The organism is Streptomyces sp. NBC_00252, assembly GCF_036187565.1.
GTDB lineage: Bacteria > Actinomycetota > Actinomycetes > Streptomycetales > Streptomycetaceae > Streptomyces.
Genome location: NZ_CP108087.1, coordinates 9011637 through 9024238 on the forward strand (window position 1 = coordinate 9011637; position 12602 = coordinate 9024238).

Sequence of the window (12602 nt, forward strand, 5' to 3'; positions counted from 1 at the left end):
CCGCGTGCGCCATGAACATGTGCGTCTGATCATCCAGGCCCACGCGACACAAGGAGAGTGAGCCTGATGGCCACTGTGAATCTCATCGCAGCATCCAAGGAAGACGCCGCCGCAGTCTTCGGTGTTCTGCGGACCGCGTTCCCCACTAACAGCCGCCCCTCCGATGACCTCCCCCAGGAACAGTCGGGCGACCAACCCACCGTGTGGAGTGCGGAGTTCGAGCCGACGCAGGAGCGGATCCCGACCGATCCGATCCCTCTGGAGAGCTCGGTATCCGCCACCTTGCTGGGCGGCTATGCCGCTGTGGATCGGTTGTTCGAAGCGCTGGGTGCCGCGTTCGCCGTGGACCACTGGGGTGCGGCGTCGGGTGACCAGGAGAAAGAGGTCGATCTGCGGCTCAGCAGCAAGCGGTGACGAGGCGGGAATCCGTTCCGGCATCACCCCGGCCCTGGAGGCGGCGAGCGAGCGAGCTGGTGCGCGAACTGGCCGGCCGGGGGCTGGATGATCGTCTTGGCAATCTCGGCGAGCGGCGTGTGATCGACGGCGAGCGGTGCGTGTTTGACGCGGACGACGTCGCCGACGGCAGACCCGCACCCGGGCCCTCCAACAGGCCTGAAACTTGGAGGAGTTCCGAGCGACCGGGGCGTGCTCGTCGGCGATACCGCCGGGAAGTTGTCGTCGGGGCCCGGGGGCGCCTTTTTCCAGGGTCTGCCAGTCCGTTGGACAGCACGCGCGCATCCGCTACCAGCGCCCCCGACTCCCGCTCTCGCTCGTCCTGCGCACGAGGAATCCCAAGAGCCAGAGGACGAGTACGGCCAGAGCGATCCACCGGAGAATCTGGACCGCGAAACCGGCGCCTAAGAGAATCAGCACCACGAGCAACATCAGCAGAATGGGAACCGTGATTGCGCCTCCTGACCGCTGAGTGCCCTGAAACGATCCGACCAGGCGTCAGAGCAGTGGCTGTTTTCGGCTGTTGAGTTGCCCATCCCGCTCCGACGCTGCCACCCGCGCGTCGACAGACGCCGACCGGCTGAATTCTGCAGGCCGCAGCGACAGGTAGCTCACGGATATGTGGGCACTCGACCATCAGCCGTCGCCATGTCCCCCGGGGGAATGTGATGGTCAGGCTCTTCCGGTTCGGCTCATGAGCCGGAAGGGTCGCCCCCATCGGCTACGACTTCAGTCCTCGGCGTCATCAGCGCGCGATGCCTCGCCGAACAGGTAGGTAGCGCCTGGAATGGCACTGTCGCGAGGGTGGCCGCCCAAGGGTGGGGGCGGAGCGGTCGGTGTCGCCGGTGGCCGCCTGGCCCGGACCGGGTGCGGTCCGCCCCCGCGGTGTTCGGATCGTTCACCTCGTATGCCTTGGGCTCTCTGATCCGTGCGGGTGCCGGTCGGCCGGATGACCGTGGGAACAGGGTGTCCGGGAATTCCCACCCCACAGGCACGGTGGCGTCGATGGATCCCCGTGGTGGGTGACCTGTCCCGCCCCGATACAGGCCGGACGCCGGAGCGGTCACGCTCCCGCGCGGGGGAGCAGGAACACTGGGATGCTGGATGTAAGAGCGCTGCCCAGGACCCGACTTTGACGGACAGTGGTGGTGAGCGCCGTGGCGGATGCCGATGACCGTGCTCAAGGAACGGCCGGTCCCACTGCTCTGTGTGTCGATCCTCTGGGGGACCCGTTTCTCCGCACACGGATCGCGCTGCCGTCGAGGTCGGCGACGTACCTGCGGCGGCAGCGGCTCGTCCGGCACCTGGACCAGGCTCTCCAGACGCCTTTGACCCTGCTCAACGGAGCGGCCGGGGCGGGAAAGACCCTGCTGGCCGCCGACTGGGCCGCCGGACTGCGCCAGCCGGTCGCCTGGCTCACCGCCGAGGAGGGGGACGGGCGTCCCGGGGTGTTCTGGGCGTACCTCCTCCAGGCTCTGCGCGCGTGCGGTGTGTCGGCCTCCGGTGCCATCGGGCTACCGAGCGAGGCGGCCAGGGTGGACCACAGGCTGCTGGTGGCGCTCGCCGCCGAACTGAACGAACGGGACCAGCCCGTGGTCGTCGTACTCGACGAATACGACCGGGTGACCGCCCCCGAGGTGGCGGAGCAGCTGGAATTCGTGCTGCACCATGCCGGCGCCGGCCTGCGCCTGGTCCTCGTCAGCCGGACGGAACCCCTGCTGCCACTGCATCGCTACCGGACAGCCGGCGAGCTGACGGAGATCCGCGCGGCGGAGCTGGCCTTCACCCCCGAGGAGGCCGTCGCCCTGTTGGAGCTGCACGGTCTGGGCCTGCCGGTCCACGCCGCGCGCGCCTTGGTGGACCGCACCCGGGGCTGGGCTGCCGGCCTGCGTCTGTGCGCCCTGGCCGCGGGGGAGAGCGCCGACCCGGAGGTCTACCTGAAGGAGTTCGAGGCGGGCAGCAGTACGGTCGCGGACTTCCTGCTGGCCGAGGTACTCAAGCGGCAGAAGGAGGAGGCGCAGGACCTCCTGTTGCGCGTCAGCGTCCTGCAGCGCTTCTGTCCCGATCTGGCGAACGCGCTGACCGAACGGACCGATGCTGAGCCCATTCTCGTCGGACTGCACCACGCGAACGCGTTCGTCGAGCACCTCGGGCACTCGTGGTACCGGCTCCACCCGCTGTTCGGGGAGATACTCCGGGCCCATCTGCGGGTGCGCCTGCCCGGGCTGGAGCCGGCACTCCACCGGCGGGCCGCGCAGTGGCTGCTCAGCTGCGGATCCCTCCCGGAGACACTGGCTCACGGCGCGGCCTCGGGCGACTGGGGTTTCACCGCTGACGCCCTCATCGACGACCTGGCGATCGGACAGCTCTTCACCGGCCTGCGCTCGGGTGAACTGGACCAGTTGTTCGCGGGGATGGACCTCACGGCCGCCGGCCCCTCCACGGACCTCGTCCGGGCGGCCCGCGAACTGTCCCAGTGCGATGTCGAGCGCGGCCTGTCCCACCTGCACCGCGCCGAGGAGCGGTTGGCCGCCGCGCCCGTCGGTGCGGCCGCGAAACTGAGCTGCGCGCTGCTGGAGGCACTGGCCGCCCGGCTGACCGGCTCTCCCGAGCGGGCCGAGAAGGCCGCGGAGACGGCCGACGAACTCCAGCGGGAAATCCCCGGACGGCTCCTGGACAAGCATCCCGAAGTCACCGCGCTCCTGCTGACCCATCTGGGCTCCACACTCCTGTGGGCCGGGCGCTTCGAGGACGCGCGGGCGGCCCTGACCACGGCGGCCGACACTCCTGGCGGACCGTCCACCGTGCTCCCCCGCGAGGAGTCGATGGGGCACTTGGCACTGATCGACTACCTGAACGGCTGGATCGGCCGGGCGGAGCGCAAGGCCCTGGCGGGAGTCTCCGAGGCGGGGCGGCCCGGTGCGGCCCAGCCGTGCACCGATGGCTCGGTCACGGGCACGGGTATAGGACTGCTGGTGCTCGCCGCCGTGGCCGTCGACCGCGATGAGCTGGACCGGGCCCAGGCTCTCCTCCATGAGACGGTTCTGCTCTCCTCCACGGCACACGACCCGGTGATGGCCGCGGGACATGCCATGGCCAGGGCTCGTCTGCTGCTGGCTCGGGGCAACGCGCGTACTGCCGTCGCGGCGGCGGACTCGGGCGTCCGTGGCGTCGTGCCCTCACCCTGGGCAGCGAGTCATGAGGCGCTGGTCGCTTCCGCCGCGCATCTGGCCGAAGGGCGGCCGGACCGAGCCGCCGAGGTGCTCCAGGGCGTCTCGGGCGACCAACCCGCATGTGCGGTGCAAGCCGCACGGGCTCTGCTCGCCGCAGGCCGTCCGGGAGCGGCGGTCGACCTGCTCGACAGCATCGCGCCTGGGGGCCAGACCGGTCCAGCGGTCTCCGTAGGGGCCGGCCTGGTCCGAGCCCAGGTCGCGGACGGTGCGGGAGACGGGGCCACCGCCCGCCGGCTCGTCGAGCAGGCACTCCTCAGGGCCCGGCGCGAGCGACTGCGGAGACCGTTCCTCGACGCCCGACCGTGGATCAGCTCCTTCCTGTCCACCGAGCCACTCCGCGAGCTGGCCGAGGGCTGGCTCACGCCTGGTCCGTCACGGCCGGGTGAGCCGAACGCGGTCGACGAGCGGCCTCTGTCGCTCGTCGCGGAGGAGTTGAGCCGACGTGAGCACGACGTCCTGGAGCGGCTGGCCGCGATGATGTCGACCGAGGAGATCGCCGCCGACCTCTACGTGTCGGTCAATACGGTGAAGACCCACCTCAAAAGCGTCTACCGGAAGCTGGCGGTGAACCGGCGCAACGAAGCGGTGCGTCGCGCGCGCGACCTCAAGCTGCTGTGAACCCGCTTCGGCGTCGGCTCCGCCGGGATGCCCCGCGTGCCTGTGGCCCGGTCACCGGTGTGGTCCCGGCGACTGCCGGTGATCTTCCGGGTGGTGGCTCGGGGTCGGTGCGGTGGTACGGGGGAGAAAGGCGGCGGCGATCAGGCCGCCGAGCCCCACGACGGCGAGGACGGCCATCGCGGATGCGTAGGCGTTTCTCGACAGGCCGGCCACGAGGATGGTGCCGGCGATGGCGGTGCCGAAGGACGAGCCGAGGTTGGAGACGCTGCGGGAGAGGCCGGAGATCTCGCCCTGGCGTTGCTCGGGGAAGGCGGACTGGACGACGTTGACGGAGGGAGTCAGCATCACGCCGAGCCCGAGACCGATCAGCAGCAGGCCCGGCGCGAACGCCCACGGTCCGGGGGAGCCGGCGACGAGGGTGATCAGGACGCCGATGCCGGCGAGGGCCAGTGCGAACCCGGTCATGATCAGCGAGCGCTGCTGCCATCGTTTCGCGAGACGTTCGGCGGCGAGCGAGGAAGCGAGCAGGCCAAGGGTGGCCGCGGTGAAGATCACGCCCGTTTGGACGGCGTCGTAGCCGCGGACGACCTGCAGGAACGCGGCGACCGTGAACGACGTGCCCATGAGCAGCAGCCACTGGGCGTTCTGGGTGATCAGGCCGAGGTTCGATGGGCCGTTGCGGAACAGGCTGGTCGACAGCAGCGGCTCCCGCCCGGCCCTCTCCTCTCTGCGGGCCCACAGCAGGAACCAGACCAGGACGAGGATCCCGGCCACCAGCAGCGCGGCCATCAACCAGAGGTTGTTGTCCGCGGCGAGGATGCCCGTGACGATCAGTACGAGGCCGGCCGCCGAGAGCACGGCGCCGGGGCCGTCGAAGTGCCGGTGCGGATCGGGCGGCAGCGGGTCTTCGAGTGAGAGGCACAGGACGACGATCAGCACGATCACCAGTGCCTGGAAGACAAACGCCGCACGCCAGCTGATCGCCGAGGTGATCAGACCGCCGATGAGCGGACCCGCCGCCGCGCCGACGCCGCCGGCCGCCATGACGATACCGAAAGCGCGTGCGCGTGAGGTCAGCTCGGTGAAGAGCAGCGTGATGAGGATGTAGACCGGCGGGATCAACAGGGCGGTGCCGATGCCTTCGAGGATCGAGTTGCCGAGGATCAGCACCCCGAGCCCTGGTGACACCGCACTGAGTACGGCACCCACCCCGTACACGACGAGGCCGATCAGGAAGCAGCGCCTACGACCGAGGATGTCGGTCAACTTGCCGCCGGGGATCATCAGCGCCGCCATGACCAGCAGGAAGATCGTGATGGCGACCTGGACGCCCTGGACGGTCGTGTCGAGGTCGCGGCTGATGTCGTTGATCATCACGTTCATGTTCGACCCGGCGAAACTGCAGATGAACTGCGCGAGGGCGAGCGGTGCCACGACCCGTCGGGCGGAACCGGCACGCGACGGGGTGTGGGGGGCCGCCGCGGGTTTCTGCTCGGTCATGATCCCTCCGCGCCTCGCGTCCTGTCGTACCGCCGGCGGTCAGGCCGCCGCGGCTTCCGCCCTGTCGAACTCCTCGTCGAGCGCGATCGCGGCGTCGATGAGTGCCAGGTGGGTGAAGGCCTGGGGGAAATTGCCGAGTTGCTCGCCGGACGGCCCGATCTCCTCGGCGAAGAGACCGACGTGGTTGGCGTAGGTGAGCATCTTGTCGAAGGCATAGCGGGCCTGGTCGAGGCGGCCGGACTTGGCGAGAGCCTGGACGTACAGGAAGGTGCACAGGTTGAAGGTGCCCTCGGAGCCCTTCAGTCCGTCGGGGGAGGCCGCCGGGTCGTAGCGGTAGACGAGGCTGTCGCTGACGAGCTCCTCGTCCATGGCGTCGAGGGTGGTCAGCCAGTCGGGGTCGTCGGGGGCGAGGAACCCGACGCGGGGCATGAGCAGCAGGGAGGCGTCGAGTACGTCCGTGTCGTAGTGCTGGACGAAGGCGCGGCGCTTCTCGCTCCAGCCGCGGTCCGTTATCTGCTGGAAGACGGTGTCGCGGGCGGCGCACCAGCGGGCGAGGTCGGCGGGGCGGGAGTGGGTGGTGGCGAGCCTGATGCCGCGGTCGAAGGCCACCCAGGTCATGAGGCGGCTGTAGGTGAAGTCCTGCCGGCCGCCGCGGGTCTCCCAGATGCCCTCGTCGGCACGGTCCCAGTGCTCGGCAAGCCAGTCCAGGAGGTCGGCGAAAACCTTCCAGCCGCGGATGCCGCCGATGTCCTCGGCCTGGGCGATGGCGTAGGCGGCCTCGCCGTAGATGTCGAGCTGGATCTGGTCGGCGGCCTCGTTTCCGGCCCGGACCGGTGCGGAACGGCGATATCCCTCCAGGTGGTCGAGAACCTCCTCGCTCAGGTGGGGTTCCCCGTCGACGCGGTACATGATCTGGAGCGGTTCGCCGGAGGCGGACGCGCCGGCATCGATGCGTTCACGGAGCCAGCGGCGGAAGGCGTTGGCCTCGTCGGTGAAACCGAGGTCGATCAGTGCGCGGACCGAGAGCGACGCGTCCCGGATCCAGGTGTAGCGGTAGTCCCAGTTGCGTTCGCCGCCGATCTGCTCGGGCAGGCCCATGGTGGCAGCGGCGATCGGGGCGCCGGTGGGGGCGTAGGTGAGGAGTTTGAGAGTGATAGCGGAGCGGATGACCATCTCGTGCCAGCGGCCGCGGTAGCGGCAGGAGCGCAGCCAGGTCAGCCAGAACGCGCGACAGGCGTGGAAGGCCGCCGCGATCGCCTCGATGTCGGGAGCCGGGCCGCCGGGGCGCCCGCTGCGGGCGGCGGCGTCGCCGCTCTCGCTGGTGAGGACGATCGCGACCTGTTCGCCGGCATGCAGGGTGAACCGGGCGGTGGCGTCGCTGCCGTCCGGGTGGAGTTCGACCGGGGCCGTGGCCTGCAGGTGCAGGTCTGTGTCGGGGCCTTGGAATACGACGGAACCGTCGTCGAGGAGGTTCAGGGAGTGCTCGGCTCGGCCGTAGTCGAAGCGCGGCCGGCAGATCAGTTCGAACGGCAGGCTGCCGCGCACCACTCGGGCCACCCGGACCAGGCGGTGCGTGGCGGACGGGGTCGTCGAGGGGTCCGCCTCCATGAAGTCGACGACCTCGCCGACGCCGTCCGGGGCCATGTAGCGGGTCACCAGGATGGCTGTGTCCGCGAGGTAGAGCTGGCGTACGGTGACCTCTTCCTCGACGTCGGCGGTCAGTCGGCAGTGGCCGCCGCGGTCGCTGTCGAGCAGGGAGGCGAACACGCTCGGAGAGTCGAACCTCGGTGTGCACCACCAGTCGACGGTGCCGTCGGCGGCGATCAGCGCCGCGGTCTGCAGGTCGCCGACGAGCCCGTGATCGGCGATCGGAGGGTAGTCGTCCATGGCATCTCCTCGTGATGCGGGGCACGAGCGTCTGGACCGCGACTCGTCCCGGTACGGCGACCGGAGCCCGGGAGCCCGCACGTCCGTCGGGCGTGATCCGAGGGCCTGGTCCGCGCCGTCGCACACCACACGGAATCACAGGTGCACCAGGCGGCGGGTCACCTGTACCGGGTGAGGTCCGGCCGGGCAGGGAGGTGCACGATCGCAGGGAAGGGCGCCGTCCGCCTGCCCCCACGCCGCCCGCGGGAGAACAGCCCATGCGCTACGAGATTCGCGTCGAGGGACACATGTCGGAAACGCTGACCAAAGCCTTCCCGGAGTTGGGCCACGTGGTGATGTCCGGCCAGACGGTCCTGTTCGGCCCCGTCGTGGACGAAGGGCACCTCTACGGTCTGCTGGCCCGCTGCCAGTCGCTGGGACTGCGCGTCCTGGAGATGCGGCAGCTTCCGGAGGGTCAGGCCGACTGACAATTCCCCTGGTCACGCCTGTCTGATCAGTCCGTCCGCTCAGCCTTGGGGTCTGCTCAACTCGCTTCTCTACGTTCCGTTTGCCGCACGTGGGCGTTCGGCGCAGGCTCGGCGAACACATCCACTTGCGCTCCCGTCCTGCCCCCATCCCGTCCCCCCATCCCATCGCCACGACGGTGCCGCCCGATCACCCGCCGCGGGTGACCCGGCGGCCGGGTGGCACGCGGGATGCTGATGCGGCCAGGGGTTCCCCACGCTCCGCCCCGTCGGTGGTCCGGGAACGACCCGCCCGATCGTGCGAGGAGGAGCCATGACCACGTCGCGTGATCCGGGGCCGTCGGCCGGACCGGAACCTCCTGCCGACGGGGCGGACCCCCGCCCGGTGAGTGACGCCGCGGACGTGCTGGCGCAACTGGGCCGCTCGTGGACCTGGATCCTGGGCTCGGCGGTCGCGACGGTGGTGCCGGGCGTTCTGGTGCTGGTCTGGCCGGACGAGACCCTGCACGTCCTGTCTGTCCTCATCGGCCTGTACCTGCTAGTGACCGGGGCGTTCCGGTTCGTGTCCTGCTTCGGCCGGGAGGAGCGTGGCGAACGACTTCCGGGGCTCCTGCTGGCCGTGCTGTACGTCCTGGCCGGGGTGCTGTGCCTGCGGAACCCGCTCCAGACCATCGTCGCGCTGTCCTTGATCGTCGGCGCCGTCTGGCTGGTGTCCGGCATCCTCACCCTCTACACGGCGATCGCCGACAAGGACCTGCCGCACCGCGGCGTCGTCCTGGGCGTCGCGATGCTCGGCATCGTCGCCGGGATCGTGGTGCTGGCCCTGCCGGCCGAATCGGCCCACGCCCTGACCCGGCTGCTCGGCCTGTGGCTCGTCCTGCTCGGTCTGGCCGAAGCGGCGGTCGCCCTCGCATGGCGGGCCGCGCTCCGCAGAACGCGCGGCCCCGGCCCGTACCACCCCGACACGACGACCTGACAACCGGCGAACCGGCGCGGCCGGGCGGACCGAGCGGCCCGCACGATCACCCGCGAAGGGTGAGGTACCGGGCCCCGGCCCGTGCGCACCCTGAAGCGAGCACAACGGCGGCCGGGCGAGCGCCCGGGATGGAGGACAGACATGAGCACGCAGACATACCTTGCGTACGACTACCCCATGCTGAGCGTCTTCTGGAGCATGCTCCTGTTCTTCCTGTGGATCATGTGGTTCGTCCTGCTCTTCCGGATCGTCGTCGACATCTTCCGTGACGACTCGATGAACGGGTGGGCGAAAGCCGGCTGGCTGGTGTTCACCATCCTCCTGCCGTTCCTGGGCGTCTTCGTGTACGTGATCGCCCGCGGCAAGAACATGGGCCGCCGGGAGATAGCGCAGGCCCGAGCACAGCAGGAAGCCTTCGACGCCCGCGTCAGGCAGGCCGCGGGCGACCAGGGGCAACGCAGCAGCGTCGAAGAGCTGGCCACCCTGTCCGAGATCCGCGCTCGCGGCGACATCACGGACGAGGAGTTCAACAGGGCGAAGGAACTGGTCCTGACCGACCACGGCCCGGTCACCGGCTCGGGTACCGCCTCCTCCTCCGCCTACGGACGATGAGTACGCGCGGCACGACACGAGAAGGGGTACCGGTGCGATGACGCGACGAAGCGGAGGCGGGCCGGGGCCTGACCGCCTCCGCGAGCGTCATGCCGGTCCTCGTCGGCGCTCGTCGCCACGTCGCCGGCGTGGCTACCGCCGGACTCGTCATCGCTCCAATTGCTCTGTACCGGAAGGGGTGTTCCGTGTGACCCCCGGGTCCAGCCGGTGGCTGTGGCGACGGGTGGACCCGGAGGCTGAAGGTGTGTCACACGGTCGTGCAGGCGTTCCCGTTGAGGCTGAAGCCGGCGGGCTTGGCGAAGGTTCCGTCGACCGTGCCCTGGAATCCGAAGGTCACCTGGCCGCCGGCCGCGATCTGGCCGTTGTGGCTCACGTTGCTCGCCGTGACGGCTCCTGACGACGCGGACAGGTTCGCGTTCCAGGAGTTGGTGATCCGTTGCCCGGAGGGGAGGGCGAAAGCGAGCTGCCAGCCGTTGACGGGGGAGGAGCCGGTGTTGGAGACGGTGACGTCTGCGGTGAAGCCGCCCGGCCAGGCGTTCGTCGCGTACGCCACCTTGCAGGACGTGGAGCCGCCGGGGTTGCCCGGATCACCGCCGGAGGACCCGGTGTTCACCGCGGAGGAGAACGAGGTCACGGCGAGGCCCGCGCCGTTCTGCCAGGGCTCGAACCCTGCCTGAACACTCGTCAGATACCAGTTGTTCTGCGCGAGTCCGCGCGAGACGGCCTGCCGGGCGAAGTCCATGACGTCGAAGGACCAGCTGGGGACAGCCGACGGCGCGACGAACGACAGCACGTCGTTCGAGCCGTTGTTGCCGGACCACACCTGCCAGTCGCGCCCGCCCACGGTGGCGTTGCCGACCGGGGATCCGATGGGCTGGATGGATCCGACCCTGTTGAACCAGATCATGATCTCGGTCCTGTTGACGCCGTCGGTGCGTGGCGTGGGATCCAGCCAGATGTCGTACGCGGCGTCGTACACAGCGTCGTTCACGTAGCTGTAGGTGATGCTCGACGGCGCGGTCGAGATGGTGCTGAGCTGCGCCGGAAGGTTGGTGCCGGGGGAGCAGTTGGTGTAGTGGCAGCCGTTGTAGACGGACGGGTACGACTTCGGAGCGCCGTTCGTGGGGACGGATCCGTCGGCCTGGGTGATTCTGAATCCCGAGTCCGTCGCCGTGACGCATTGGGCGGCGCTGGTGCCCCAGCGGTTGTTCTGGACCACGTAGCGGCCCTGGATGGTCGTCGTGCCGAAGGGCTGGCAGATCGAGGTGTCGGCCTGGGCCACCGACGCTGTGGTCAGAAGCGCGGCGAGCGATACGAGCGAGGTGAGCAGCGCGCCGAGCAGGCCACGCGCGCTGCGGGCATGGTGCGTTGAAGGACGCATGCGGATCCTCTTCCGAGGGATGGGGGGTGGGGAAGTGCTCCCGTGACTAAGTGAATGGGAGCGCTCCCAAAACTTGACTCGGCAGGACTGTAGGGATGGTCCAGGTTCATGACAAGACTGTGAGCGAGAACCCGTTGAACCGATTTCGGAGTCGCAGCTCAGGCGCGGGGACGAGTCACCGTGCGAGCGGCCGGCGGCGCGTACCCCGGGCGGATGTGTGGCGACGGACCTCAGGTCGAGTCGCGGATCACCAGCTCCGTACGGAGGATGACGTGCCGCCAGGCCACGGCACCCTCTTCCATCTCCTCCAGGAGCAGCCGGATCATGGCGCGCCCGATCTCCTCGATCGGCTGACGTACCGTCGTCAGCCGTGGTTCGGTCTGCTGGGCCAGCGGAAAGTCGTCGAAGCCGATCACGGCGACGTCCTCGGGTACCCGGCGTCCGGCCGCGCGCAGGGCCTCCAGAGCCCCCGCGGCCGTGGTGTCCGACGCGGCGACGACACCGTCGATCTCCGGATGTCGTTCGAGGAGGCCGGCCATGGCACGGCGTCCGCTGTCCGTCGTGAAGTCGCTTTCGGCGACAAGGGTCGGCAGGCCCTTCAGGCCCGCGAGTTTGAGGGCTTCCTCATAACCGCGCAGCCGGCACTGCGCGGCGTGCAGGTCCAGCGGCCCGGTGATGGTGGCGATGACTCTGCGGCCCCGTTTGACCAGGTGGGAGACGGCGCTGCGGGCGCCGCCGATGTTGTCCGCGTCGACGTAGCTGACGTACTCCTCCCCGGAACGGCGCCCCAGCAGCACGGTCGGCATCCGCGCCTCGGCGAGCATGTCGGGTAGAGGGTCGCCGGCGTGCACGGACATCAGCAGGACGCCGTCGACCCGGCCGCCCCGTGCGTACTCGAGGAAGCGCTGCCGTTCGGTGTCCGAGCGGACCAGGGTCAGCAGCAGTTGTATTCCGGTGTCCGTCAGCGCGTTGCCGAGCGAGGTGACGATCTCGGAGAAGAAGGGCTCCGCGAACTGCCGCCAGTCCGGTTCCGTCATGACCAGGGCGACGGCATCGGCCCGTCGTCCCGCCAGGGAACGAGCGGCCAGATTGGGCACATAACCCAGTTCCTGGATGGCCTGCTGTACGGCCCGGCGCGTCGAATCCTTCACGCCCGCCGCGTTGTTGATGACGCGGGAGACCGTGCCCCGTCCCACCCGCGCATGAGCGGCCACCTCCTCCAGCGTCGGTGTCCCCGGGCGTCGCCTGCCCATGACCACCTCCCCCAAGAGATCACCGATCTTACCGGCCGGAGGGGGTGAGCACACGAATTCACCAGGGGCATAGTTGCAGGCGGTATGGCCCGCCTGGATGGATTGGGAGCGCTCCCGTTCTTGTGGATGTCCCCGAATTGGTCCTGGAATGGCCGGGCGGCCCCTAGGGGGTGGGAACCGCCCGGCCGGGTGACCCCGTCGTCTGGTGACGGGGTCCGTACGCGG

At 69.6% G+C, this 12602-nt stretch carries 10 protein-coding genes; 5 read left to right on the forward strand and 5 right to left on the reverse strand.

The window, feature by feature from the left end; translation table 11 throughout:
- Positions 1-66 precede the first annotated feature (66 nt).
- A complete protein-coding gene (locus tag OHT77_RS40095; protein ID WP_328833269.1) occupies positions 67-414 on the forward strand; it encodes a hypothetical protein in 348 nt (115 codons plus the stop codon).
- Positions 415-741: 327 nt separating this feature from the next.
- Here the strand turns inward: OHT77_RS40095 and OHT77_RS40100 are convergent, their stop codons facing one another.
- Complete coding sequence (locus OHT77_RS40100; RefSeq protein WP_328833270.1) at positions 742-885, reverse strand: hydrophobic protein; 144 nt, start codon at positions 883-885, stop codon at positions 742-744.
- 710 nt (positions 886-1595) lie between these two features.
- On the opposite strand from OHT77_RS40100, the gene OHT77_RS40105 reads away from it, so the two are divergent.
- Positions 1596-4304, forward strand: a complete 2709-nt coding sequence (locus OHT77_RS40105; protein ID WP_405879093.1) for a helix-turn-helix transcriptional regulator — start codon at positions 1596-1598, stop codon at positions 4302-4304.
- Positions 4305-4355: 51 nt separating this feature from the next.
- Here OHT77_RS40105 and OHT77_RS40110 read toward each other — a convergent pair whose 3' ends face one another.
- Both OHT77_RS40110 and OHT77_RS40115 read right to left on the reverse strand, forming a co-directional pair.
- A complete protein-coding gene (locus tag OHT77_RS40110; protein WP_328833272.1) occupies positions 4356-5804 on the reverse strand; it encodes an MFS transporter in 1449 nt (482 codons plus the stop codon).
- A gap of 39 nt (positions 5805-5843) precedes the next feature.
- Positions 5844-7691, reverse strand: coding sequence for a glycoside hydrolase family 15 protein (locus OHT77_RS40115; RefSeq protein WP_328833273.1), 1848 nt, complete (start codon positions 7689-7691; stop codon positions 5844-5846).
- 257 nt (positions 7692-7948) lie between these two features.
- On the opposite strand from OHT77_RS40115, the gene OHT77_RS40120 reads away from it, so the two are divergent.
- The 3 genes from OHT77_RS40120 to OHT77_RS40130 all read left to right on the forward strand — a co-directional run bounded on the left by OHT77_RS40120 (position 7949) and on the right by OHT77_RS40130 (position 9743).
- Positions 7949-8158 carry a hypothetical protein gene (locus tag OHT77_RS40120; RefSeq protein WP_328833274.1) on the forward strand — a complete coding sequence of 70 codons (210 nt, stop codon included), beginning with the start codon at positions 7949-7951 and terminating at the stop codon, positions 8156-8158.
- A gap of 310 nt (positions 8159-8468) precedes the next feature.
- Positions 8469-9131, forward strand: a complete 663-nt coding sequence (locus OHT77_RS40125) for an HdeD family acid-resistance protein (protein ID WP_328833275.1) — start codon at positions 8469-8471, stop codon at positions 9129-9131.
- 141 nt (positions 9132-9272) lie between these two features.
- Positions 9273-9743, forward strand: a complete 471-nt coding sequence (locus OHT77_RS40130; RefSeq protein ID WP_328833276.1) for an SHOCT domain-containing protein — start codon at positions 9273-9275, stop codon at positions 9741-9743.
- A gap of 247 nt (positions 9744-9990) precedes the next feature.
- Here the strand turns inward: OHT77_RS40130 and OHT77_RS40135 are convergent, their stop codons facing one another.
- Together OHT77_RS40135 and OHT77_RS40140 are read right to left on the reverse strand one after the other, a co-directional pair.
- Positions 9991-11124 carry a GH12 family glycosyl hydrolase domain-containing protein gene (locus OHT77_RS40135; protein WP_328833277.1) on the reverse strand — a complete coding sequence of 378 codons (1134 nt, stop codon included), beginning with the start codon at positions 11122-11124 and terminating at the stop codon, positions 9991-9993.
- 230 nt (positions 11125-11354) lie between these two features.
- Positions 11355-12377 (reverse strand): LacI family DNA-binding transcriptional regulator, encoded by a 1023-nt coding sequence (locus OHT77_RS40140; RefSeq protein ID WP_328833278.1) that lies wholly within the window; start codon positions 12375-12377, stop codon positions 11355-11357.
- Positions 12378-12602: the final 225 nt, after the last annotated feature.

Excerpts from the sequence above, each read along its gene's own strand:
- OHT77_RS40140 (WP_328833278.1), bottom strand. The coding sequence starts at position 12,377 with ATGGGCAGGCGACGCCCGGGGACACCGACGCTGGAGGAGGTGGCCGCT.
- OHT77_RS40125 (WP_328833275.1), top strand. The coding sequence starts at position 8,469 with ATGACCACGTCGCGTGATCCGGGGCCGTCGGCCGGACCGGAACCTCCT.
- OHT77_RS40120 (WP_328833274.1), top strand. The coding sequence starts at position 7,949 with ATGCGCTACGAGATTCGCGTCGAGGGACACATGTCGGAAACGCTGACC.
- OHT77_RS40100 (WP_328833270.1), bottom strand. The coding sequence starts at position 885 with ATGTTGCTCGTGGTGCTGATTCTCTTAGGCGCCGGTTTCGCGGTCCAG.
- OHT77_RS40135 (WP_328833277.1), bottom strand. The coding sequence starts at position 11,124 with ATGCGTCCTTCAACGCACCATGCCCGCAGCGCGCGTGGCCTGCTCGGC.
- OHT77_RS40110 (WP_328833272.1), bottom strand. The coding sequence starts at position 5,804 with ATGACCGAGCAGAAACCCGCGGCGGCCCCCCACACCCCGTCGCGTGCC.
- OHT77_RS40095 (WP_328833269.1), top strand. The coding sequence starts at position 67 with ATGGCCACTGTGAATCTCATCGCAGCATCCAAGGAAGACGCCGCCGCA.
- OHT77_RS40130 (WP_328833276.1), top strand. The coding sequence starts at position 9,273 with ATGAGCACGCAGACATACCTTGCGTACGACTACCCCATGCTGAGCGTC.
- OHT77_RS40115 (WP_328833273.1), bottom strand. The coding sequence starts at position 7,691 with ATGGACGACTACCCTCCGATCGCCGATCACGGGCTCGTCGGCGACCTG.